This window comes from Flavobacterium sp. Root186 (assembly GCF_001428525.1).
In the GTDB taxonomy this organism is placed as follows: domain Bacteria; phylum Bacteroidota; class Bacteroidia; order Flavobacteriales; family Flavobacteriaceae; genus Flavobacterium.
The window spans coordinates 135,196-161,677 of record NZ_LMHW01000017.1; the positions used below are offsets into that span (position 1 = coordinate 135,196).

General features: G+C 32.9%; 18 protein-coding genes. 8 read left to right on the forward strand and 10 right to left on the reverse strand.

The window, feature by feature from the left end; genetic code table 11:
* Nucleotides 1-77: 77 nt before the first annotated feature.
* From ASD98_RS22850 to ASD98_RS22865, 4 genes are all read left to right on the forward strand, one after another.
* Nucleotides 78-1,616, forward strand: a complete 1,539-nt coding sequence (locus ASD98_RS22850; RefSeq protein ID WP_056209356.1) for a DEAD/DEAH box helicase — start codon at nt 78-80, stop codon at nt 1,614-1,616.
* Nucleotides 1,617-1,799: 183 nt separating this feature from the next.
* Nucleotides 1,800-3,134 carry a DEAD/DEAH box helicase gene (locus ASD98_RS22855; protein ID WP_056209837.1) on the forward strand — a complete coding sequence of 445 codons (1,335 nt, stop codon included), beginning with the start codon at nt 1,800-1,802 and terminating at the stop codon, nt 3,132-3,134.
* A gap of 79 nt (nt 3,135-3,213) precedes the next feature.
* Complete coding sequence (locus ASD98_RS22860) at nt 3,214-3,738, forward strand: GNAT family N-acetyltransferase (protein WP_056209359.1); 525 nt, start codon at nt 3,214-3,216, stop codon at nt 3,736-3,738.
* Between the two features lie 124 nt (nt 3,739-3,862).
* On the forward strand, nt 3,863-5,131 hold the full coding sequence (locus tag ASD98_RS22865) for an NAD(P)/FAD-dependent oxidoreductase (protein ID WP_056209362.1): 1,269 nt from the start codon (nt 3,863-3,865) through the stop codon (nt 5,129-5,131).
* A gap of 178 nt (nt 5,132-5,309) precedes the next feature.
* On the opposite strand, the gene ASD98_RS22870 is transcribed toward ASD98_RS22865, so the two are convergent.
* Nucleotides 5,310-6,539, reverse strand: coding sequence for a multidrug effflux MFS transporter (locus ASD98_RS22870; RefSeq protein ID WP_056209365.1), 1,230 nt, complete (start codon nt 6,537-6,539; stop codon nt 5,310-5,312).
* Between the two features lie 140 nt (nt 6,540-6,679).
* Here ASD98_RS22870 and ASD98_RS22875 point away from each other — a divergent pair, with 140 nt between their 5' ends.
* The 3 genes from ASD98_RS22875 to ASD98_RS22885 all read left to right on the forward strand — a co-directional run bounded on the left by ASD98_RS22875 (nt 6,680) and on the right by ASD98_RS22885 (nt 10,067).
* On the forward strand, nt 6,680-7,096 hold the full coding sequence (locus ASD98_RS22875; RefSeq protein WP_056209368.1) for a hypothetical protein: 417 nt from the start codon (nt 6,680-6,682) through the stop codon (nt 7,094-7,096).
* A 457-nt stretch (nt 7,097-7,553) separates the two neighbouring features.
* Entirely contained in the window at nt 7,554-9,467 is a 1,914-nt protein-coding gene (locus tag ASD98_RS22880; protein WP_056209371.1) for a DUF294 nucleotidyltransferase-like domain-containing protein, read from the forward strand.
* A gap of 3 nt (nt 9,468-9,470) precedes the next feature.
* Complete coding sequence (locus tag ASD98_RS22885) at nt 9,471-10,067, forward strand: PolC-type DNA polymerase III (protein ID WP_056209379.1); 597 nt, start codon at nt 9,471-9,473, stop codon at nt 10,065-10,067.
* Nucleotides 10,068-10,321: 254 nt separating this feature from the next.
* On the opposite strand, the gene acs is transcribed toward ASD98_RS22885, so the two are convergent.
* The 7 genes from acs to ASD98_RS22920 form a co-directional block, all read right to left on the reverse strand.
* The gene (gene acs / locus ASD98_RS22890) at nt 10,322-12,232 is read right to left on the reverse strand and encodes an acetate--CoA ligase (protein ID WP_056209382.1); all 1,911 of its coding nucleotides are present in this window, start codon (nt 12,230-12,232) and stop codon (nt 10,322-10,324) included.
* Between the two features lie 500 nt (nt 12,233-12,732).
* A complete protein-coding gene (gene ilvC, locus ASD98_RS22895; protein WP_056209384.1) occupies nt 12,733-14,202 on the reverse strand; it encodes a ketol-acid reductoisomerase in 1,470 nt (489 codons plus the stop codon).
* Nucleotides 14,203-14,289: 87 nt separating this feature from the next.
* Complete coding sequence (ilvN, locus tag ASD98_RS22900; protein ID WP_056209390.1) at nt 14,290-14,811, reverse strand: acetolactate synthase small subunit; 522 nt, start codon at nt 14,809-14,811, stop codon at nt 14,290-14,292.
* A gap of 89 nt (nt 14,812-14,900) precedes the next feature.
* Nucleotides 14,901-16,598 carry a biosynthetic-type acetolactate synthase large subunit gene (ilvB, locus tag ASD98_RS22905; protein ID WP_056209394.1) on the reverse strand — a complete coding sequence of 566 codons (1,698 nt, stop codon included), beginning with the start codon at nt 16,596-16,598 and terminating at the stop codon, nt 14,901-14,903.
* 120 nt (nt 16,599-16,718) lie between these two features.
* Nucleotides 16,719-18,392 (reverse strand): dihydroxy-acid dehydratase, encoded by a 1,674-nt coding sequence (gene ilvD / locus ASD98_RS22910; protein WP_056209396.1) that lies wholly within the window; start codon nt 18,390-18,392, stop codon nt 16,719-16,721.
* 267 nt (nt 18,393-18,659) lie between these two features.
* The gene (gene leuB / locus ASD98_RS22915) at nt 18,660-19,778 is read right to left on the reverse strand and encodes a 3-isopropylmalate dehydrogenase (RefSeq protein ID WP_056209401.1); all 1,119 of its coding nucleotides are present in this window, start codon (nt 19,776-19,778) and stop codon (nt 18,660-18,662) included.
* Between the two features lie 75 nt (nt 19,779-19,853).
* Nucleotides 19,854-21,029, reverse strand: a complete 1,176-nt coding sequence (locus ASD98_RS22920; RefSeq protein ID WP_073482969.1) for a 2-isopropylmalate synthase — start codon at nt 21,027-21,029, stop codon at nt 19,854-19,856.
* Between the two features lie 155 nt (nt 21,030-21,184).
* On the opposite strand from ASD98_RS22920, the gene ASD98_RS22925 reads away from it, so the two are divergent.
* Nucleotides 21,185-22,729 carry a hypothetical protein gene (locus tag ASD98_RS22925; RefSeq protein ID WP_056209408.1) on the forward strand — a complete coding sequence of 515 codons (1,545 nt, stop codon included), beginning with the start codon at nt 21,185-21,187 and terminating at the stop codon, nt 22,727-22,729.
* Nucleotides 22,730-22,914: 185 nt separating this feature from the next.
* On the opposite strand, the gene ASD98_RS22930 is transcribed toward ASD98_RS22925, so the two are convergent.
* Complete coding sequence (locus tag ASD98_RS22930; protein ID WP_056209410.1) at nt 22,915-24,570, reverse strand: M1 family metallopeptidase; 1,656 nt, start codon at nt 24,568-24,570, stop codon at nt 22,915-22,917.
* 147 nt (nt 24,571-24,717) lie between these two features.
* A complete protein-coding gene (locus tag ASD98_RS22935) occupies nt 24,718-26,373 on the reverse strand; it encodes a M1 family metallopeptidase (protein ID WP_056209413.1) in 1,656 nt (551 codons plus the stop codon).
* Nucleotides 26,374-26,482: the final 109 nt, after the last annotated feature.

Here is a 26,482-nt window from a genome sequence, read left to right on the forward strand (position 1 = left end):
AAATCATTTATTTTAGGTTAAAATAAGATGAATAACTGTTTTTTAGATGTATTTTTGCAAAAATCCAAAAATAAACAATGTCTCAAAACACTTTAGAAATAGAAAGAGAAGAGAAAAAAGAACTTTATGCATACCAAAAAGGCGATATTGATGCCATTTTTGACCGCTTAGACAATGCTCCTTCGAAACATCATTTATTGTATCAATTGCCAACTGGAGGCGGGAAAACAGTAATTTTCTCTGAAATTGTGCGTCGTTATTTATCTAATAATGACAAAAAAGTGGTTGTTTTAACACACCGTATCGAGCTTTGCAAACAAACTTCAAAAATGTTGAAGGGCTTTGGCGTAAGCAATAAAATAATTAACAGTAAGGTAAAAGAATTACCAGATCAAAATGATTATTCTTGTTTCGTGGCGATGGTTGAAACTTTAAAAAACCGTATCAACGACGAAAAACTGCACCTTGACAATATTGGTTTGGTGATTATTGACGAGGCACATTACAATTCATTTAGAAAACTTTTAAACTCATTTAAAAATGCTTTTATTCTTGGAGTAACGGCAACACCTTTGAGTTCAAACATAAAATTACCAATGCACCAAAGCTACGACGAACTTATCGTTGGAGATACTATTGGTTCATTGATCGACAAAGGATTTTTGGCAAAAGCAACAACATATAGTTATGATGTTGGTTTGACTTCATTAAAAGTGGGTATAAACGGAGATTATACTGTAAAATCATCTGATGATTTGTATACCAATTCATTAATGCAGGAAAAATTGCTTCATGCTTATACAGAACGTTCTTTGGGTAAGAAAACTTTAATTTTCAATAATGGTATCCATACATCATTATATGTATATGATACTTTTAGAGAAGCGGGTTACGATATTAGACACCTTGATAATACAAGCAGTTCTGAGGAACGTAAAGATATTTTGGCCTGGTTCAAAAAAACTCCGGATGCAATTTTGACTTCTGTTGGAATTTTAACAACAGGTTTTGATGAGCCAACTGTTGAGACTATTATCTTAAACAGAGCAACAAAATCATTAACATTATATTTCCAGATGATTGGCCGTGGATCTCGTAAATTACCTGGTAAAGACGAATTTACAGTAATCGATTTAGGAAATAACGCTGCTCGTTTTGGTTTATGGAGCGAACCGGTAAACTGGCAGCACATTTTTAAATCTCCTGAATTTTATTTGGAGAACCTAAGAGACGATACGGAGATCGAAATGTTCTTTAAATATAGCATGCCTCCAGAATTAAGAGCAAAATTCAGCAAAACCGCTGATGTTACTTTTGATGTTGAGGAAGAACATAAACTGGCTATTAAACAAAATTTACGTTCAAAAATTGTTTTAGACAAATCGCTTGAACAACATGCTGCAATGTGTGTTGATAATACAGAGACACTTCAGGAAGCAAAAGCTTTGTCGAGAGAATTAGAAGACGATATCGAATGCCGAATTAAACGTTACGCAAAATGCTTAAGCCAGTGTAGTAAAAATTACCGCGAATGGCTTCTTGACGATTACAAGCAAAGATTGACCTTATTAGTAGGCAAAAAATACCGCGAAAAAATCATGAACGAACCGGATTGATTTTAAGAACGTTTAAAGTTTCAGGTTTCATGTTTCAAGTTGTTGAAATCTGAATAATTATAATTTCAAGAAGGAGGAATCACATTTAAGAATAATTAAGTCTAATGTGATTTCTCCTTTTAAACTTAATTGAGTTTGTGTGCAACTTGAAACATGAAACATGAAACAAAAAAAACAAAAAACATGTCTAAACAATTCTCAACATTAGGACTTTCAGCGCCAATTTTAAAAGCTTTAGGCGAATTAAACATTGTTGAACCTACAGAAATTCAACAAAAAACAATTCCGCTTTTATTATCTGAAAACCACGACGTTGTAGGTTTAGCCAAAACCGGAACCGGAAAAACAGCCGCTTTTGGACTTCCATTATTACAGTTAATTGATACGGAATCTCCTGTAGTTCAGGCTGTAATTTTAGTTCCAACGAGAGAATTAGGGCATCAGATTTTTCGAAATTTAGAAGACTTTTCAAAATATATTCCAGATATTTCAATCGCAGCAACTTGCGGTGGAATCCCGATAAAACCACAAATTGAGCGCCTTACATCGCCAACACATATTATTGTGGCGACTCCGGGACGTTTGATAGATTTGATTCAAAGAAGAGCCGTTGATTTAAAACAAACGCAATATTTAGTTTTAGATGAAGCCGACGAAATGGTTTCAATTCTAAAAGAAAGCCTGGACGAAATTCTGGCTGAAATTCCTAAAAAACACCGCACCTTATTATTTTCGGCCACTTTACCCGGAACAATTAAACAATTGGTTCAGAATTACTTAAACAAAAATGTAGTTCAGATAAGTGCCAATATGGAAACTGTTGGTAACCAAGGAATTGATCACGAATATATTGTAGTTAATCCAATTGAAAAATTAGATATTTTAATGCATTTTCTAAATTCAAAAGATGGGGAACGTGGTATTATTTTCTGTAAAACTAAAGCTGCCGTTAATAAATTAGCTAAAAATTTAGCTATAAATCGTTTTTCTTCGGGAGCAATTCACGGAAGTTTATCGCAGGGAATTCGTGACAGAATTATGGAACAATTCCGTGAAGGACATATTAATATATTAGTTGCAACAGATTTAGCTGCGAGAGGAATTGACGTAAAAGAAATTTCTTATGTTGTAAATTACCATTTGCCGGATGCTTACGAAACGTATGTTCACCGAAGCGGAAGAACTGCCAGAGCAGGAGCAAAGGGACTTTCTTTAACTGTTTTACAGGAAGAAGAAATAGCAGAAATTGCTGATTTTGAAAGAGAACTGGGACTTAAATTTACTAAATTTCAAAAACCGTCTGCCTTGAGTATTGAAGAAAACAATACACTTTTATGGGCAAAACAAATCTTTAAAACGAAACCAAATCACGATATTTCGACTGATTTGAAAACAAAAGTAAAAACTGTTTTTCATCATCTTACAAAAGAAGAACTGATTGAAAAATTGTTAGCTAATTATGTTTTACAGTACAAAATTGAAGTAACAGAAAAGCCTGTTAAAAAATTCAAAAAGTAAGACTTCAGGCTTCTAAATCTGCTAATATATGTTGTAAATTTATAAGGAATTTAAATCCTAAAATCAACGTATACTAAAAATGGCAGCTATTCAAATAAACAAGATTACACTTGACGATATTGACCAATTACAAAAAATTGGCCGACAGACATTTTACGAGACTTTTTCAGAATCAAATTCTGAAGAAAATATGGAAGATTATTTAGAGAAAGGTTTTTCTACAGAAAAATTAACTGAAGAATTAACCAACAAAAACTCTGAATTTTATTTTGCCGTTCTTGATCATAACGTCATTGGTTATTTAAAAATAAACTTCGGAGAATCGCAGACTGAATTACAAGACGAAGAATCCCTTGAAATTGAACGTATTTATGTTTCAAAAGAATTTCACGGAAAAAAAGTCGGACAATTACTTTATGAAAAAGCGATTCAAATAGCCAAAGAAAAAAATGCTGACTATGTTTGGTTAGGTGTCTGGGAAGAAAATCATCGAGCTTTAAGTTTTTATAAAAAAAATGGTTTTGTCGAATTTGATAAACATATTTTTAAACTTGGAAATGATGAACAAACCGATATTATGATGAAACTTAAATTGACTGAATAATTCTCAAAAAAGGAAAAGAAAACTCAAGTTTGAGTTTCGTATTTGGAATTAAAATGTTAAATTTATGGAACTGCTAAGGCAGAAATAGTTTTACTCATAAATCCTACATAATAAAACAATACATATGAATATAGTCATCATAGGAGGGGGTTTTGCAGGAATAAATCTCGCGAAAGAACTTGTAAACCATCCTCAAATACAAGTAACCCTTGTAGATAAAAATAATTATAATTTTTTCCCTCCACTTATATATCAGGTTGCAACCGCTTTTTTAGAACCATCAAGTATTAGTTATCCTTTTAGAAAATTTTTTGCAGGTAAAAAGAACCTTCAGTTTCGTTTAGGCGAATTACTTTCTGTAGTTCCAGCCGAAAATAAAATCATTCTAAGCAATGGCGAATTATCATACGATTATTTAGTTTTTGCAACAGGTGCAGAGACTAGTTATTTTGGTATGGAAAACGTAATGAAAAACGCTATTCCGATGAAAACCTTAAACGATGCCATTGAAATGCGAAATGCATTGCTTAAAAACCTTGAAAAAGCAGCTATTACCAAAGATATTCGTAAACGACGTAAATTATTAACGATCGTTGTAGCCGGAGGCGGACCAACAGGAGTTGAAGTTTCTGGAATGTTTGCCGAAATGAGAAAAAATATTCTACTGAAAGAATATCCGGAGTTAGAAACATCTGCCAGTAATGTTTATCTGGTTGATGGCGGAGATGCCCTTTTAGCGCCAATGAGTAAGGAATCTCAAAAAGATACCCTCGAAGCGCTAACAAAACTTGGTGTTGTAGTTAAACTACATACTCGTGTTGTTGATTATGTTGATGATACGGTACATTTTGAAAACGGAGAAACGATCAAGACCAAAAACCTGATTTGGGCAGCAGGAGTTTCTGCTAAACTTTTTGACGGAATTCCGAAGGAAAGCTACGGCCGCGGCCGACGTATGGCTACAGATCAATATAATAAGGTAAATGGTTTAGATAATATATATGCGATTGGTGATACGGCAATTTTAGCTGGAGATAAAAATTTCCCTGATGGACATCCACAAGTGGCGCAGGTTGCGATTCAGCAAGGATTAAATCTGGCTAAAAACTTTAAAGCAATGGCTCAAAATAAACCTTTGAAACCATTTTTATATAACGATAAAGGTTCAATGGCGATCATTGGAAAAAATAAGGCTGTGGTTGATTTACCAAGTCCAAAATGGCATTTTAAAGGATTCTTTGCCTGGATCATCTGGTTGTTTATCCACTTAATTTCTTTAATCACATACAGAAACAGAATAAACACTTTCTGGAATTGGATGGTTGCATATTTTGCAAGAGATCAATCTCTTAGAATGATTATCAGACCAGATAAGAAACAACAATTAGAATAAAAATTACAATCTTTAAAATTCCAAATTCCAATAGATTGTGAATCAAAAAAATTAAACAAAAAGCCAGAACTTAAAAGTTCTGGCTTTTTTTATCCTAACAATTTTCCATTACGAGGAACGAGGAATCTCCGTAAGAAACTCGACAAAGATGGAATTTTGGATTTTAAAAATTAAAATCTTAATGTCCCGCTAATACTTCATCATCAGCATTGATTTCAACTTTATTTTTGATAAAACGTTTTCCGATATTTAAAACTACAAAAGCAATAATTGTCGTTACCGTCATAATAAGAACCATTGGTGCTACAGAATCCTTCACGAAGATTCCAACTGCAAATGAGGCTAAAGCTCCTAATCCTAATTGAATGGCACCCATTAAGGCTGAAGCACTTCCGGCATTTTTAGCAAATGGAGCCATTGTAAGCCCGGCTGTATTTGGATTTGAAATTCCTAAGCATCCCAGGAATAAAAATAACATCACAATAGTCGTATATAATCCTAATAGATTGTTTACCGAAAGTATCAGGAATATAATAGTGATTAGAGATTGCAAAATTAAGGCAGCAAAAATCATCTGCTCACTTGAAAATCTCTTTAACAACACTGAATTTAACTGACTTGAACCGATAAAACTAACCGACATAAAAGCAAAAATCCATCCATATGTTTTAGCATCTACGTGATAAATATCCATAAAAATGATAGGTGAGGCCGCTACATAAGTAAATAATCCTGAAAAAGCAATCGCTCCGGTAAAGGCATATGTATAGAATTGCGGTTCTTTAAGGACTTTTAAAAAGTTAGAAATAATAGGTTTTGGTTTTAAAGAAATAGAAATGTCCGGTTTATAACTATTTGGCAGACCAACCTGAGAGGCAATTAAAATAGCGATTCCCATACAAAATAGTATGAAGAATACAATATGCCAGCCAAAATCCTGCGTTACATAACCGCCAATAGTTGGTGCCAGCATTGGCGAAAGCCCTAAAACAAGCATTAGTAAAGAAAACACTTTTGGAATATCTTTTACAGGAAATAAATCACGAACCATAGCAACCGAAGCTACTGTTGCAGCACAGCTTCCGATAGCCTGAATGAAACGCAAGAAAATAAACGAGTCAATGTCAGTAACATATACACAGCCTAATGAAGCTAAAATATAAACCATTAAACCCATAAATAAAGGTTTTTTACGTCCGAAACGATCTAATAATGGTCCGTAAAGTAATTGCCCTGCAGAAATTCCGATAAAATAACTTGATAAACTCATTGAAACTTTGGCCACAGATGTATTTAAATCTTTAGCAATATTAGAGAAACCAGGCAGATACATATCAATTGAAAAAGGCCCAAGCGCTGTTAAAGAACCTAAAATAAGTATAAGTTGAATATATTTTTTTGTTGTCATTTTCTTAAAATATTGCTTTTAATTTCGTGCAAAGATAAATATTAAGTACCTTGTTGTAAATAATAATTACTTTAATTCAAAAAGTGTTATTATATAACGTTTTGAAAATGTTTTGAAACATTAACTATAAAATTTTAATTATGAAAAAATTCACTTTACTATTAGCGCTTATTTTTACAACAATTTCTTTCGCTCAAACCATTTCCTCAAAACAGGAAAATGCAAATGTTGAGCAATATGCATTACTAACAAAAGTAAATCAATATTATCCGGATATTACTTTAAACAAAACGATTACAAATTTTTATGCTGATGGAAAGATTATCGATTCACAACAGCAATTCGATTTAAAAGGAACAAAATTTTCAAGTTATAAACTGGGGATTGAACCTGATAATAAAAAATTATTATTTGAGTATGTTTCTGATGAAACCGGAAAAATTTACGGAGATGTTTCTGTATTTAATGGAAATGTTTTGAGAACAACTTTTTCTGAAAAAAATAATTCTATCGAAGTTTCATTAAATGGGAAATCTGTTTTTCAAAAGAATCTTTAAATATGATAATTTAAAATAACATATTTGATACAATAAAGAGCATCACATAACGTGATGCTTTTTTATACAAACAAATATAGATGGTTGATAAACACAAAATTATCTACATTTAAGACACGCAATATTGACCTATAATTTATATTATGTAAAATAGAAAATTATAAGGATTAACCATCTACTGGTCACTACTATAAAATTCAATAATCTAAACCTACCTCTAATCTTAAACAACATAAATTGATTAAGATAATTTTTATAAACTTCTAAATTGTAAATTTATAACAATGAAAATCAATTAATTATTTAAAATTGATTCACAAAAAACTATTTTAAAGCCTTGAATTCAGTAAATCTTAACATTTCTTTAAAATAATTAGATTCTGAGTAAGATGGTTTCATTGTAAGAGTTTATTTTATTATTTTTACATTCAATATTTTAAAAGATATTATACCATATATGAATACAATTGCTGAGCATATTGCAGATTTTTTAAAAGAATACCCGCCGTTTGATAACTTAACTTTCCAAGAACTATCAGATATCGCTACAAATATTCGTGTTATCAATTTAGAAAAACATGCAGTATTGTTCCAAAATAATGATCCACTTCACGACAGTTTTTATGTTGTGGCTTCTGGTGTTATTAATTTAACAACAATTGCTGATGCCGAGGAAACTATTATAAACAAATGTCACGAAGGAGATATTTTTGGTTTGCGTCCGTTTTTTGCCAAAAATAACTACATGATGACGGCAAAAGCGCGTGAAGAAAGTATCGTTTATGCAATTCCAATTGCTGTTTTTCGCCCATTTGTAGCCAATAATTCGGATGTTTTAAATTTTTTACTGGAAAGTTTTGCAGTAAATTCCAGACATACAAGAGATAACTCACGTTCTAACGGAAAATTAGATCCGGACAGTAATTTTATGGATCAGCAGAATGAGATGCAATATATTCAGTCTCTTTCTTATAATAATTCTCCATTAACAACTGAATCTCACCATATTGTAAAAGATGTTGCCATTTTGATGACAGAATCAATGGTAGATAATATTGTAATTTGTGAAAAGAATAATCCAATTGGTATTGTAACCCATGCCGATCTGTCTTCAAAAATTGCAACTGGACGTTACCCCATTACGGAGACGATTGACAAAATAATGTCTTCGCCGGTGGTTACGGTAATTGAAAATGTTTCTTTGGCCGAAGCCCAGCTTTTGATGCTGAAACATAATGTTTCTCACCTTTGTGTAACTAAAGACGGAACGAGTAAATCTGGTGTAAAAGGAATTATTTCGGAACATGATTTAATTGTGGCTCAAGCTAGTAACCCTGGTGTTTTAATTAAAGAAATTAAGCGTTCGCAGCTTCCAAAAGATTTAAAACAAATTCGTGATCGTTTATCAGATTTGATTCAGAATTCGATTCAGAAAAATATACCAATTTCTCACGTTAGTAATATTGCGAGCGAAATTAATCTGGCTATTATAAAACGTGCGGTCGAGTTGTCTATTTTAGATTTGGGCTCCCCTCCTGCCAGATTTGCATGGTTGAGCATTGGAAGTCAAGGACGTAAAGAACAGCTTTTATTGACAGATCAGGATAGTATTTTGATTTTTGAAGATGTTGCCCCAGAGAAATATCGTGAGGTAAAAGATTACTTTTTAAGACTGGCAAAAAGAACAACTGCCATACTTGAAAAAGTAGGTTACGAATATTGTCCAAATGGCCATATGGGAAGTAACATGTTATGGTGTAAATCATTGAGTGACTGGACAAAACAATACAACAGCTGGATGAATACTCCAGGTGAAAACAGCAACGATTTGAGCAGTATTTTCTTTGATTATGAGATCGTAATTGGCGAGGCAAAAATTGAAGAAGTTATCGAAAATGTGGTATTTAAAAATGCCGTAAATAATACTTTATTCTTTGACTTTTTAGGAAACGATGCCTTGAAAAGAAATTCCCCTTTGAGCTTCTTTAAAAAATTCATCGTTGAAGAAGAAGGCCCGCAAAAAGGAAAATTTGATATTAAAACCCGTGCCTTAATGCCGCTTATTGACAGTGCGCGTTTATTAATTTTAAGTGCTAATATAAAAGGAATCAAGAATACTTATTTAAGATTCAAACAATTAGCAATTACTGATTCTAAAAATGCCGAAATATATTTAAGCTGTGCCGAAGCATTTTTAACACTTTCAAAATTTAGAACTGTTGAAGGTTTAAAAAATGACGATTCCGGACAATATATTAATTTAAGAGAAATGTCTAAAACAGACAAAGAGAAGTTAAAAAATGCTTTGACCCCGATGAAAGACCTTGAGGAATTAATAAAGAGTAAATTTCAACTTACACAATTCTCATAAAATATGCTAGACTGGATCAAAAATATCAATAAGGAATATCCGGAATTCTGGAAAGATTACTTAACCAAACTAGAAGCAAAACCTACCAAATATGTAGTTTTGTCTACTGAAACTTCTGGCTTAAACCCTAACAAAGATGTTATTTTATCTTTAGGGGCTTTTTCTGTAATTGATGACAGTATTGTAATTAAGGAGAATTTTGAAGCCGTTTTGCTTCAGTATAAATTTTTAGAAGAACACGGGATTTCTAATGAATTCATTATTGAAAGCAAAATGAATAAAATGCCCGAAGCAGAAGCTTTAGAAGCGTTTATAAATTTTATTGGAAATGCTGTTCTGGTTGGTCATCATATTAATTTCGACATCGAAATGCTAAATGCAGCTTTGGAAAGATTGGATTGCGGAAGATTAAAAAATGAGGCTTTGGATATTGACGTTATGTATCGAAAATTAACCGATATTAATGACAAGCAGTTTTCTTTGAACGATTTATGCGAAATTTACAAAATCCCAAAAAGCGACAGAAACTCTTCTGCAGAAGATGCTTATAAAATTGGGCTTTTATTTTTGAAATTGAAGTCTCGTTTGGGAATTAGGTAACTACAGAATCTTTGTCAATGTTTAAAACTTTGACAAAGAACTAACCTTACAATTATATACAATCTTGTCATTCCGAGGAACGAGGAATCTTCGTTCGTAGCTCGACAAAGATTATCGATTTTGTTTGCGGAATTACTTGCGAAGATTCCTCGTTCCTCGGAATGTCAAACTTTGAGGTAATCTCTTTGTAAAATACACAAAAAAATGCCTCTTAAAATTTTAAGAGGCATTTTTTTATAAATACTAGTTTAGAATTAAGAAATTCTATCCTTAATAATTTCTTCTACAATTTCTGGGTTTAATAATGTTGAAGTATCTCCAAAATTAGAATTATCACCTTCTGCTATTTTACGTAAAATTCTACGCATAATTTTCCCTGAACGTGTTTTTGGTAAACCAGAAACGAATTGGATTTTATCCAATTTTGCGATTGGTCCTATATGATCAGAAATATATTGATTGATCTCTTTTGATAAATTCTCTTTATTTCTAACTTCTCCGGTTTCTTTTAGAATTACGTAACCGTACAAAGCATTTCCTTTAATATCATGTGGGAATCCAACAATAGCAGATTCTGCAACTGCAGGGTGTTCATTAATAGCATCTTCGATTGGAGCTGTTCCTAAATTATGACCGGAAACAATTACAACGTCATCTACTCTACCGGTAATTCTGTAGTAACCTACTTCGTCTCTTAAAGCTCCATCACCTGTAAAGTATTTTCCAGGGAAAGCAGAGAAATAAGTGTCTTTATAACGTTGGTGATCTCCCCAAATGGTTCTGGCAATTCCAGGCCAAGGGAATTTAATACATAAACTTCCCACAACTTGGTTTCCTTCTATTTCATTACGTTTTTCATCCATTAAAACTGGCTGAATTCCCGGTAATGGCAAAGTTGCGTAAGTTGGTTTTGTAGGGGTAACAAAAGCAATTGGCGAAATCATGATTCCTCCAGTTTCTGTCTGCCACCAAGTATCTACAACCGGACATCTTTTATCTCCTACGTGGTCATTAAACCAGTGCCAAGCTTCTTCGTTGATTGGTTCTCCAACAGATCCAATTACTTTAAGAGATTTTAGAGGATATTTTTGAATATAATCTAAACTTTCTTTTGCTAATGAACGAATTGCCGTAGGAGCGGTATAAAATTGTGTGATTTTATGTTTTTCGATAATATCCCAAAAACGGCTAAAATCCGGATAAGAAGGAACTCCTTCAAAAATTACGGTTGTTCCGCCATTTAGTAATGGTCCGTATAATATGTATGAGTGTCCGGTAATCCATCCGATATCTGCCGTACACCAGAAGATATCATTTTCTTCGTGGCTAAATACGTTTTTAAATGTATAGGCCGTATAAACCATGTATCCTGCAGTTGTATGCACCATTCCTTTTGGTTTTCCTGTTGATCCAGAAGTATACAGAATAAATAAAGGATCTTCGGCATCCATAATTTCAGCAACACTATTATCAAGAGCTGCATCTAATAAAGGCTGTAACCAAATGTCACGACCTTCTTTCATTGCAACTTCTGTTTTTGTTCTTTTTACCACCAAAACTTTAGAAACTGAAGGACAAGTATCCAGGGCTTCATCAACAATCGATTTTAGATCAATTGTTTTATTTCCTCTGTAACCACCATCAGATGTAATCACCATTTTACATTCGGAGTCGATAATTCTTGCAGAAACTGCAGAAGCAGAAAATCCGGCAAAAACCACAGAGTGAATTGCTCCAATTCTGGCACAAGCCAAAACTGCAACAGCAAGCTCAGGAATCATTGGCAAATAAATACAAACGCGGTCTCCTTTACGAATTCCCTGCTCGCGCAAAACATTCGCCATTTTAGAAACTCGCTCGTACAATTCATTATAACTTATATGTAAAGCACTTTCAGACGGATCATTCGGTTCAAAAATAATTGCCGTTTTTTCTCCTCTTTTGCTTAAATGTCTATCGATACAGTTTTTGGTAATATTAACTTTTGCATCAGTAAACCATTTTACTTCAGCATCGGCCATATTAAAATCAACAACTTTTTCCCACTGTTGATACCAAGTAAAATTTTCTTCGGCAATTTTCCCCCAGAATTTTCTTGGCTCTCTTATTGACTTATTGTAATGTTTAAAATATTGTTCTAAATTTTCAATTTTATAATAACTCATAGTTTTGTGGAATTTTTTTTATAAATGTATTAAATCTGCTTCTATTCTTAAAATTATTTAATTCATAAATTTTGTATAAAAAAAACATATAATAAATAAAATATACGTTTTTTTTAAAGTTATTCTAAAAAAACACTTTTTAAGAAAAAATCTAAATCGCAAAAAAGGTATGACAAAGAAATTATCATACCTTTTTATTTAACAAATTTCAATAACAATTAATTTTGTAATTTCTGCATTACAATACTTTACCTATTTTGAAAATAGCAGCGCTTTATTAATTAAAATAGAAATTTTCAACAAGTATATTTTTTCTTAAAAAACATACCCCATTATGAGGGATCCGCTTCACTTAACTTACTTCACAGAAGTTAAGTGAATGCAATATGCATCTATATCTATTTTTTTAATAAGTGCTTACTAATTCAAAATATTAATTTAAAACATTGATACAGAGCAAATTCCACTACATTCGGAATGCGTGGAAATTCCCAAATTTATTATACAATTTTTTTCATTGCTGTCATAGACTCTCTTAACCATGCTCCTACTTCTTCAATAGGATGCTGACGAATTTCTTTATTAACTGCAATTAAAACATTATTATCTACTCCATTTGAAGTTGAAAACGGTTTTCCAATAATATTAGTTTCTACTTTTTTCATGAATTCAGTCAATAAAGGCTTACATGCATGATCAAATAAGTAACAACCATATTCTGCAGTATCAGAAATTACGCGGTTCATTTCGAATAATTTCTTTCTTGCGATAGTGTTTGCAATTAATGGCAATTCGTGTAATGACTCATAATAAGCTGATTCTTCGATAATTCCAGCCTCAGTCATTGTTTCAAAAGCTAACTCTACACCAGCTTTTACCATAGCAATCATTAAAACTCCATTATCAAAATATTCCTGCTCAGAGATTGGCGCTTCTTGCGGAGCTGTTTTTTCGAAGTTAGTTTCTCCTGTTGCTGCTCTCCATTTTAATAAATTAACATCGTCATTAGCCCAGTCAATCATCATAGTTCTTGAGAATTCTCCAGAAATAATATCATCTTGGTGTTTTTGGAATAACGGACGCATAATGTCTTTTAACTCTTCTGCCAATTCGTAAGCTTCAATTTTTGAAGGATTATTTAAACGATCCATCATATTTGTGATACCACCATGTTTCAAAGCTTCTGTGATAGTTTCCCATCCGTATTGAATTAATTTTGAAGCATATGCTTTATCGATTCCTTTTTCAACCATTTTATCAAAACATAAAATAGATCCAGTTTGCAATAAACCGCAAAGAATAGTCTGCTCACCCATTAAATCTGATTTTACTTCAGCTACGAAAGATGATCTTAAAACTCCTGCTTTATGCCCTCCGGTTCCTACAGCGTAAGCTTTTGCCTGATCTAAACCAAATCCGTTTGGATCGTTTTCCGGGTGAACTGCAATAAGCGTTGGTACACCAAAACCTCTTTTATATTCTTCACGAACCTCAGAACCAGGGCATTTTGGCGCGCACATGATAACTGTAATATCTTTACGAATCTGCATTCCTTCTTCAACAATATTAAATCCGTGAGAATAAGCTAAAGTCGATCCCTGTTTCATTAATGGCATAATCGCAGTAACAACAGATGTATGTTGTTTATCAGGAGTAAGATTACAAACTAAATCAGCAGTTGGAATTAATTCTTCATAAGTACCTACTTTAAATCCATTTTCAGTTGCATTTTTATATGAAGCTCTCTTTTCTGCAATTGCATCTGCACGCAATGCATAAGAAATATCTAAACCTGAATCTCTCATGTTTAAACCTTGATTCAAACCTTGTGCACCACATCCAACAATAACAACTTTTTTCCCTGCTAATGCTGAAATTCCGTCTGCAAATTCTGACTGCTCCATAAATTCGCAAACTCCAAGTTGCTCTAATTGTAATCTAAGTGGTAATGTGTTGAAATAATTTGCCATTTTGTTTTAAAATATTTAATGAAATGAAATTTAGTAATTAATTTATTTATAATTGGTTGTGATCACGTAATATCACATATTAATTGTTTATTTGAAGGTTTCTAACAATGATGAAATCTCCATTTTTTCTTTAGAAACCGAAATTCTTCCAGAACGTACAAACTGCATAATTCCGTATGGTTTGAACTTTTCGTATAATTCTTCAATTTCTGAACGTCTTCCTGATTTTGAAATCACGAAGAAATCACGAGAAACTGTTACAATCGTAGACTGACTGTCTTTGATGATATTCTGAATTTGTTTTTCATCAAACAATAAACTTGAAGCAATTTTAAAAAGTGCATTTTCAAGATAAATGGTTTCTTCATCTGTATGGTAAAATGCTTTTATAACTTCAATTTGTTTTTCGATTTGCCCAACGATATTCTGAACCCATTTTTCAGTTGTATTTACTACAATGATAAATCTTGAAACATTTTCTATTTCTGATTCTGAAACATTTAGACTTAATATATTAATGTGACGCTTTAAGAATATTCCAGATATTCTATTTAATAAACCCACATTATTTTCTGAGTATACCGATATGGTAAATGTTTTATCTTCCATTTTGTTTTTTAGTTTATTTTGTTTCAGGTTTCAAGTTTCACGTTCTCAGCAGAACTTGAAACTTGAAACTTAAAACTTGAAACCTTTTTTTAGCTTAATCTAATTTCTGAAACACATGCTCCTGTTGGAATCATTGGGAAAACGTTGTTTTCCTTTTCGACCATGACTTCTAAGAAATAAGAATCTTTTGAAGCAAGCATTTCAGCAACTGCAGCATCTAAGTCTTCACGTTGTGCAACTTTCTTAGATTTAATATGATAACCTTCGGCAATTGCAGTAAAATTTGGATTAATCATTTTTGTTGATGCATATCTGTTATCAAAGAACAATTCCTGCCATTGACGCACCATTCCTAAAAATTCATTATTTAGAATAACAATCTTTACCGGAACCTGAGTCTGGAAAATTGTTCCTAATTCCTGAATCGTCATCTGGAAACCTCCATCACCAATAATTGCAACAACTTCACGATCTGGTCTTCCCATTTTAGCTCCAATGGCAGCCGGAAGCGCAAATCCCATTGTACCTAATCCGCCAGAAGTAATATTACTTTTTGTTGAATTGAATTTAGCATAACGACATGCAAACATTTGGTGCTGACCAACATCTGAAACAATAATGGCATCACCTTTTGAATGTTTGTTGATCATTTCGATAGTTTCTCCCATCGAAATACCTTTACCGTTCGTTGGGCTTAATTCTTCGTTTATGACAGTTTCTACTTCGATTTTATGTAATTCTTTGAATTCATTATGCCATGAATCGTGTGATTTTTTATCTATCAACGGAATCAAAGCAGTCAAAGCTTCTTTTACATCACCTAAAACCGCTACTTCTGTTTTTACATTTTTATCAACTTCAGCAGGATCTATTTCAAAGTGAATCACTTTAGCTTGCTTAGCGTAAGTAGCTAACTTTCCAGTAACACGGTCATCAAAACGCATTCCTAATGCAATTAAAACATCACATTCGTTTGTCAACATATTAGGACCATAATTTCCATGCATTCCTAACATACCAACGTTTAATGGATGATCTGTTGGCAAAGCCGAAAGCCCTAAAATTGTCCAACCTGCCGGAATTCCTGATTTCTCAATGAACCCCTTCAATTGTTCTTCGGCTTGACCCAAAATAATTCCCTGACCGAAAACTATAAAAGGTTTTTTAGCACTATTGATTAAAGCTGCAGCTTCTGTCACCTTATCTAATTTTAATTTTGGAACAGGAACATAACTTCTAATTGAAGTACATTTTTGATAACTAAAATCAAACTCATCAAACTGAGCATTTTTAGTAATATCAATCAATACAGGCCCCGGACGTCCGGAACGAGCAATGTAAAACGCTTTTGCAATAATTTCAGGAATCTGAGAAGCTTCAGTAATCTGAAAATTCCATTTTGTTACCGGGGTTGAAATTCCGATAATATCAGTTTCCTGAAAAGCATCAGATCCTAATAAATGTCTTCCAACTTGTCCGGTAATACAAACCATTGGAGTTGAATCGATTTGAGCATCGGCAATTCCGGTAACTAAATTTGTTGCTCCCGGTCCAGAAGTAGCAATTGCTACTCCTACTTTTCCTGTCGCTCTTGCATAGCCCTGAGCGGCATGTGTCGCACCTTGTTCGTGACGTACTAAAACATGGTGTAACTGATCCTGAAATTTATATAATTCGTCGTAAACCGGCATGATTGCTCCTCCCGGATAACCATAAATTAAGTCTACTCCTTCTGCTAATAAACATCTAATAACGGCTTCGGCGCCTGATATCCTAATTGTTCCCATTTGGTATATTTTTTTCTCTCTTATTTCTATTTTTTAAGAAATAGAGATTTACACTTTTATAGTTTATTCAAGAATCTTTTTCTTTTTAACTGAAATTGATTTTGAAATTGTAATTGAATGCTAGTTATCGGTAACACATCCTGTTGATGCGCTTGAAACCGATCTTGCGTATTTAAGTAAAACTCCTCTGTCAACTTTTAGCGGCGGTTGAACCCAAGCCGCTTTACGAGCTGCATATTCTTCGTCAGATATCTTCAGGTCGATTGTATTTTTTACAGCATCAATGGCAATTATATCTCCATCTTTTACTAGCGCAATACCACCACCATCATATGCTTCTGGTGTAACGTGTCCTACCACGAATCCGTGTGAACCTCCGGAGAATCTACCATCTGTAATTAGTGCACAGCTGCTTCCTAATCCAGCTCCAATAATAGCTGATGTCGGTTTTAGCATTTCAGGCATTCCCGGACCACCTTTTGGTCCACAACCCCTGATGACGACTACATTACCTGGTTTAATTTTTCCGGCTTGAAGACCAGGAATTACTTCAAATTCTCCTTCAAATACTACAGCTGGTCCTTCAAAATATTCTCCTTCTTTTCCGCTGATTTTTGCTACAGCACCTTCAGAAGCAAGATTTCCATATAAAACCTGAATATTTCCTGTTGGTTTTAATGCTTTTTGAATTTCGTGAATTACTTGTTGTCCGTCTTGTAAATCCGGAGTTGAAGCTAAATTTTCAGCAACCGTTTTTCCTGTTACAGTTAAACAATCTCCGTGAATAAGTCCAACTTTTAATAGATATTTCATTACTCCGGGAATACCTCCAACTTCATGAATATCTTCCATCATATATTTACCACTTGGTTTCATGTCAGCAAGAACCGGAGTTCTGTCATTAATAGCCTGAAAATCATCTAAAGTGATTGTTATACCAACAGAGTGAGCCATAGCAATTAAGTGCATAACCGCATTTGTAGAACCTCCTAAAACTGCTACGATTGTAATAGCATTTTCGAAAGCTTTACGAGTCATAATATCTCTTGGCTTAATATCTTTTTCTAATAAAATTTTAATAGCAGCGCCGGCAGCAAAACATTCGTCTCTCTTTTCCTGACTTAAAGCAGGGTTAGAAGAGCTGTATGGCATACTCATTCCTAATGCTTCAATTGCAGAAGACATAGTATTTGCAGTGTACATACCTCCGCAGGCACCAGCACCAGGGCATGCATTTTGGATAACACCTTTAAAATCTTCCGGAGTAATTTCTCCTTTTACTTTTTTTCCTAAAGCTTCAAAAGCAGAAACAATATTTAAAGATTCTCCTTTCCATTTTCCAGAGTGAATAGAACCTCCATAAACCATCATTGATGGACGATTTAATCTTCCCATTGCGATTAACGCTCCGGGCATATTTTTGTCACAGCCGGGAATTGCGATGATACTATCGTACCATTGTGCTCCTGCAACTGTTTCTATAGAATCTGCAATTACATCACGAGATACTAATGAATAACGCATTCCTTCTGTACCGTTAGAAATTCCGTCACTTACACCAATAGTATTAAAAATAAGTCCGACCAGATCTGCATCCCAAACACCTTTTTTAACATCTTTTGCTAAATCATTCAGGTGCATGTTACACGTGTTACCATCGTAACCCATGCTCACAATCCCTACTTGTGCTTTTTTCAAATCTTCTTCAGTTAAACCAATACCGTACAACATCGCTTGCGCCGCTGGCTGTGTTTGATCTTGAGTGATGGTTTTGCTGTACTTATTTAATTCCATTATTGTATTATTTATTTTAATTTTTATTCAAAAAAAAACCTTCCAGTATTTGGAAGGTTTGTAATATAGTTTTTCAATTATATTTATACCATTCCCGATGCAGATGTGCGAAACACATTGACAACAACGACAGAAGTAATAATAATTGAGATTTGCATCTTTATTTTTTTAGTGTTACAAAAGTACGGAAACTTTAAGAACTAAAAAAATAAAATCTCAACATTTTCAATACTTCTTGTTATTTAATTCATAATTTTAATAAAAATTTTAAACTATTGTCGATTGTCCGATATGAACATTATCATTTCTAAAATATAACAGATCATCTTTGCTGAAAATAAAATTGGAAACAAACTCCCCTACTTGATTTGTACCGAATTTTGAATCTGGTTTTAAATCAACTGTAACTACTTTATATTCAATTGCTTTTTCAATAGCTTTATAAATCACATTTGCTTCTGTAAATAATCCGAAATGTTCTAACAACATTGCCGCTGATAAAATCGAAGCAATTGGATTGGCAATATTTTTTCCTTTTGCCTGAGGATAAGATCCGTGGATTGGCTCAAAAAGCGCATTTTTTTCTCCTAAAGATGCCGAAGCCAACAAACCAATTGAACCTGTAATAACGCTGGCTTCATCAGATAAAATATCTCCAAATAAATTTTCTGTCAAAATCACATCGAATTGTTTTGGGTTTAAAATGATCTGCATTGCTGCATTATCTACAAATAAAAAGTCTAAAAGAACATCCGGATAACTTTCGCCTACTTTTTGAACTACTTTTCTCCATAATCTTGAGGTTTCCAAAACATTAGCTTTGTCTACCATAGTTAACTTTTTGCGTCGGTTTTGTGCCGATTTAAAAGCTAAATGTGCAATTCTTGTAATTTCTTCTTCTGAATATTCACATAAATCTGAAGCGTGTGTTCCTTCTTCATTTAATGTTTTCGCTCCAAAATAAGCTCCGCCGGTTAATTCTCTGAAAATAGTAAAATCTGCACCTTCAATAATTTCTCTTTTTAAAGGAGATGCGTCTACTAATGCTTTATAAGGCTTTATAGGACGAATATTGGCAAACAATCCTAATTCTTTACGAAGTTTCAATAATCCCTGTTCCGGACGAACTTTTGCATTTGGGTTATTGTCGTATTTAGGATCACCAATTGCACCAAATAAAACAGCATCAGTATTTAAACAAAGATTTAAAGTTTGTTCCGGGAGCGGATTTCCGGTTTTGTCAATGGCAATAGCACCCATGAGCGCTTCTTCAAAAACAAATTCATGATTGTACACTTCACCAATAGCGTATAATGCTTTTTTGGCCTGTAAAATTACCTCTGGTCCAATTCCGTCTCCTGGTAAAACTGCTATTTTCAAATTCATAACGTCTCGTTCTTTATGTATTTAAATCCTTGTTTTTTCTTTCTTCTTTACTCTTTCTTCTATTTTCTTTTTTGACTAGCTTCTTATTAAATCACCTTCAATTTTAGAAGCTTCAATAATCTGGTGAATATCTGCATCTACTACTTCTTTTTTAATATCTGCAAATTTCAGGAACTCAATGTATACAATGTCTAATTGTACTTTTGTAAGCTCGTAACCTACTTTTTTTGCACGGTATGCTAATGCTGCTCTTCCGCTTCTTGCAGTCAAAATGATAGAAGATTCATTTACACCAACATCAAGCGGATCCATGATTTCGTAAGTTGCTCTGTTTTTGATCACACCATCCTGGTGAATTCCAGAACTGTGTGCAAAAGCATTTGCACCTACGATCGCTTTGTTTGGCTGTACAATCATTCCCATACTTTCAGAAACTAAACGACTCATTTCGTTTAATTCTCTTGTATTAATGTTTGTATCTAAATTTAAGTATGGATGTTGTTTGAAAATCATTACGACTTCTTCAAGTGCTGTATTTCCTGCTCTTTCTCCAATACCATTAATAGTACATTCGATTTGTCTTGCTCCATTTATAGCTCCTGCGATAGAGTTTGCAGTTGCCATTCCTAAATCATTATGACAATGACATGAAAGGATTACGTTTTCGATTCCTTTTACGTTTTCTTTTAAATATTTAATTTTTGCCCCGTATTCTTCTGGAAGACAATATCCTGTTGTATCAGGAATATTTAATACCGTTGCACCAGATTTAATCACTTCTTCGCAAACTTTTGCAAGGAAAGCATTGTCTGTTCTACCAGCATCTTCTGCATAGAATTCAACATCTTCTACATACGTTTTTGCGTGAGCTACTGCAAATTTTGCTCTTGCAATAATATCTTCCGGGGTAGTTTGTAATTTGTGGAGTATATGAGATTCTGAAGTTCCGATTCCGGTATGGATTCTAGGTCTTTTAGCATGCTTTAAAGCAGCTGCAGCAACATCAATGTCGTTTTTTACGGCTCTTGTTAATCCGCAGACGGTTGCATTTTCTACAATTTTACAAATCTCAGAGACCGATAAAAAATCGCCCGGACTTGACACAGGAAAACCGGCTTCGATAATATCAACTCCCATTTTGTCTAGTCGCTCTGCAATAACTAATTTTTGCTTAGTATCTAACTTACATCCTGGAACTTGTTCACCGTCGCGTAATGTGGTGTCAAAAATTTGAACTTTCTCTCTATTCATATTCATTTATTTAATGTAATTTCACATCTTGATAACAAATATATATTGTACTTCTTCAGTACGAAATTCATTTTAATGAAATTATACTGTTCATAACACAATTTATAACGACTTAAATATTTAATAATCAATAAGTTATATTATTATTTTTTACAATGGCTAACCATCAAAAAGATTTCTTATTTGTTCTGATAAAATCACTTTCCAAATCTGAAAAACGGCAGTTTAAAATTTTTGCAAGCCGATTAGAAACAAGTTCGAATACTAAATTCATTGAATTATTCAATATTTTAGATAAGTCTGAAACCTATGATGAAAAGCTTATTCTGAAAAGCGGAATTATCAAAAAAGTTCAGTTATCTAACTTAAAATCATACTTATACAAACAAATTTTGGTAAGTATTCGTTTGAATATTCCGAGTCAGAACATTCGTTATCAATTGCGTGAACAAATTGATTTTGCTGTTATATTATATAATAAAGGTTTATACAAACAGAGTTTAAAAATTCTGGACAAAACAAAACAACAGGCTTTAGAAAATGATGAAAAATATATGGCGTATGAGATTGTCGAGTTCGAAAAACTGATAGAATCGCAATATATTACCAGAAGTATTCAGGGCCGCGCCGATGAATTGGTCGTTCAGGCCAAAGAATTAAATTACCGAAATACTATCTCCAGTAAATTATCGAACCTTTCTCTTCAATTATACGGAATCATGCTGAAAACGGGTTACGTAAAAAGTGATGAAGAGTATAAATATATTGATGATTATTTCAACAAGCATATCGCCAAACTAGACGAAACTAAATTTGGTTTCCGTGAAAAGTATTGGTTTTACAACGCTAATCTTTGGCGAAGTTTCCTTGTTCAGGACTTTTTAGCGAGTTATAAATTTGCTTATAAGTGGGTTCAGCTTTTTTACGACAATCCAAATATGATTTATCTGAATCCGGTATTTTTCTTAAAAGGAAACCACTATTTTCTGGAATCGCTTTATATGCTGAAATATACGTCGAATTTCAAAAGATATCTTTCGCTTTTAGAAGAAACTATTGAAGATCCAAAATTTCCGGTAAACGATAACATTGCATCACTATCATTTCTATATGTTTACAACAATAAGTTAAATTTACATATTCTCGAAGGTACTTTTGCCGAAAGCGAATATTTAATTCCTGAGATTTTAGAAAAAATAAAACTGCACAGTGAACATCTTGATGAGCATCACGAAATGTTGTTTTTCTATAAAATTGCTTCTATTTATTTTGGAAATGAAAAGTATAATGAATGCATCCTTTATTTAGATAAAATTATCAACAACAAGAATTTAACCATGCGTGAGGATTTAATGTGTTTTGCGAGACTTTTGTCTTTGATTGCGCATTATGAATTAGGAAAAGATTATTATTTAGAAAATCATCTTAAAAGCACGTATAAGTTCTTATTGAAAATGAATGATTTACATGAAGTTCAAAAAGAAATCATTAAGTTTTTAAGAAACTTAAATAACTTCTACCCTGCTGATATTAAGAAGGAATTCAGGAAAATGCACGAACGTTTTGTAGAGCTTGAAAAAAATACCTACGAAAAAAGAGCTTTCCTATACCTTGATATTATTTCGTGGCTTGAAAGTAAAATTGAGAATCGAAAAATTGCGGATATAATTAAGGAAAAGGCTAAACTTAACAGTCGTTAATTTAAATTTCAATTTTTTAAAATTCCAAATTCCAATAAAAAAAGCGTAGAAGATCACATCATTTACGCTTTTGTCATTTCTCCTTCGTCGAAATGACATACTATATGGAAAAGTTAAAACCAATAAAAAATCCCAAACTCCATAATTGGAATTTGGGATTTTTTATTTTGGAATTTTAAAAAAATTTATTCAATTATATTTGAAGTCGTAACATAAAAATCTTTATCAACTTCTACTTTTCTATCTTCATTTGTAGTTTTTTCAGACTGCCACTCTGTTGTTGGTTTCAACCAGGTTTCAACACCGTTAAGTTTGACTCTTACAGGCATATCAAATTTAGCTACACAGTTTGTCCAGTGATATCCGAAAGTCCCATTTTTAAACATATATTCAAAAACCGGAATTTGAGTTGTAGTCAAATATTGTGCATAAACTCTGTTAAAGTTAATTCCTGATTGTTCGTTGATATAATCCTGAATCTGTTTGCCTGTAACCGTTTGGTGATAGAAAGTTTTATTCATACCTCTTAAAATCGATTTCCATTTTGCATCATCATTAATTACCTGACGAATCATATGCAGCATTGAAGCTCCTTTTGGATACATATCTCCAGAACCTTCATTATTAACATCATAATGTCCGATAATTGGAGTGTCGTTTTTAATGTTTTTTCTGCATCCGATAATGTATTCAGCTGCGGCGTCTTTTCCGTAATAATATTCAATAAAAAGACTTTCAGAATAATTCGTAAAACTTTCATGAACCCACATATCAGCGATATCTTTGTACGTAATATTGTTGGCAAACCATTCGTGGCCAGATTCATGAATAATGATAAAATCAAATTTTAATCCCCAGCCTGTTCCGCTTAAATCACGTCCTAAATAACCGTTTTTATATTGGTTTCCGTACGTTACAGAACTTTGGTGCTCCATTCCTAAATACGGAACTTCAACTAATTTATAACTATCTTCATACCAAGGATAAGGTCCAAACCAGTTTTCGAAAGCTTTCAACATTTTTGGAGCATCTTTAAACTGCTCTTTTGCCAAAGTTAGATTATCTCTTAAAACATAATAATTACAGTCTAAATCGCCTTTTTCTCCTTTATATACTTCAGAGAAATTAACGTAATCTCCAATATTGATATTTACTCCGTAATTATTGATTGGGTTTGAAACATACCAATTGAACGTTTTCGTTCCGTTTTTTTCTTTTTTAACGCTTTGTAATCTTCCGTTAGAAACATCCGTTAAATCTTCCGGAACATTCACGCTGATTAACATATTCTCAACTTCATCATACATATGATCTTTGTTTGGCCACCAAACGCTGGCACCTAAACCCTGACAAGATGTAGCAATAAAATCTTTTCCATTTTTATCTTTTTTCCAGGAGAATCCGCCGTCCCATGGTGCTCTCACTGCTTCTTTTGGTTTTCCTTCAAAATAAACTACGATTTCTTTTGTATCGCCAACTTTCTGCTTTTCAATTAAAGTAATAAAGAACGCATTTCCGTCTCTTTCAAATTTTAATTCTTTCTTGTCCTGCGTTACTTTCGTAATTTTCATAGGTTCCTGCAAATCAATCTGCATTCTGTTATTCTCTGTTAAAACAGTATAACGCACCGTATTTGAACCCGAAATAGCTTTTTCTTTAGGATTAACTTTTACATCAAGATGATAGTATTTTAAATCCCACCAGGCTCTTTCTTTTGTAATGCTTCCGCGTAAAGTGTCCTGATGTGTAAAAACTGTTTCTCCTTTATTAAGAAGTCCTTGAGCATTGGCACTAAAACCAATTAAAAAAGCAATAAAAATGCTTCCGAAGTAATTTTTCATTAGTAAAATGGTATTATTTTGAAATCAATCTGCAACAAATGTAAACATTCGAATTAAGATTTCTAAAATTTTATGATTTCTTCATAAAAAAAGAAACCCAATAAACGATCAAATTTATTGGGTTTCAATTTTAATTATTTCTGAAGTTTAATTTGTGATATTAAATTCTGTCACGTAAAAGTTTTTGTCGACAACCAAAGTTGATTTATCCTCTTTTATATTTTCTGCTTTCCAGTCTGTTGTTGGTTTTAACCATGTTTCAACACCATTTAAAGTAACTTTTAAAGGAAGATCAAAATTCTCTACACAATTGATCCAGTGATAAACCAATTTTTGATTTTTAAAATAATATTCAAAAGTAGGAACCTGCGCCGTTCTTAAATACTGATTAAAAACCGGGCTCAAATTAATTCCTGACTCTTTGCTTATATAATCTTCAATTTGTTTTGTAGTAACTGTTTGATGATAAAAAGTACTGTTTAAACCTCTCAAAATTGATTTGAATTTTGCATCATCATTTATAACCTGACGAATGGTATGAATTATATTCGCCCCTTTTGGATACATGTCGCCAGATCCTTCAACATTTACATCATAATAGCCAATAATTGGTTTTTTATTGGTAATCACTTTTCTAATTCCTCTTATATATTCATTTGCAGCGTCTTTTCCGTAATAATACTCAATAAAAAGCGATTCAGAATAAGTTGTAAAGCTCTCATGAATCCACATATCTGCAATGTCTTTATACGTAATATTGTTTGCAAACCACTCATGTCCAGATTCATGAATAATAATATAATCAAATTTTAATCCCCAGCCTGTTCCGCTCATATCGTTTCCTTTATAACCATTTTGATAGTCATTTCCGTAAGTCACAGAACTTTGATGTTCCATTCCTAAATACGGAACTTCAACTAATTTATAGCTGTCTTCGTAAAACGGATAAGGTCCAAACCAGTTTTCAAAAGCTTTCAGCATTTTTGGTGCATCCTGAAAGTGTTTTTTAGCAATTTCAAGATTATCTCTTAAAACATAATAATTACAGTCTAAATCTCCTTTTTCTCCTTTAAATTTCTCAGAGAAATTAACGTAATCTCCAATATTTATATTTATACCATAATTATTAATTGGGTTTGAAACATACCAATTAAAGGTTTTAGTTCCGTCTTTTTGTTTTTTAACGCTTTGTAATCTTCCGTTAGAAACATCGGTTAAATGCCCCGGAACATTCACGCTAATCAACATATTTTCAACTTCATCATACATATGATCTTTGCAAGGCCACCAAACGCTCGCGCCTAAACCCTGACAAGATGAAGCGATGAAATCTTTTCCGTTTTTATCTTTCTGCCATGTAATTCCTCCATCCCAAGGCGGCCTAACAGCTTCTTTAGGTACTCCGCCAAAAGAAACTATGATTTCTTTAGTTTCGCCAACTTTTTGATTTTCAGTTAAAGTGATGAAAAACGCATTTCCATCTCTTTCAAATTTTAATTCTTTTCCGTTCTGCGTTACTTTCGTAATCTTCATTGGTTCCTGCAAATCAATCTGCATTTTATTATTCTCTGTTAAAACAGTGTAACGAACCGTATTTGAACCTGTTATTGTTCTATCTGCAGGATTTACTTTTATATCCAGATGATAATATTTCAAATCCCACCAGGCTCTTTCTTTTGTAATGCTTCCGCGTAAAGTATCCTGATGTGTGAAAATCGTTTCGGACTTATTCATAAGTCCTTGAGCATTGGCAGCAAAACCAATTAGAAAAGCTATTATAACACTTCCAACGTATTTTTTCATTATAAATTAAGTTTTGAATTAGTTATAATATTAGTATATTTTTTTAATTTATGTTACAGATTTGTATTCATATACAGTATTGTTTTTTTATTTTAGCTAAAATTTACCA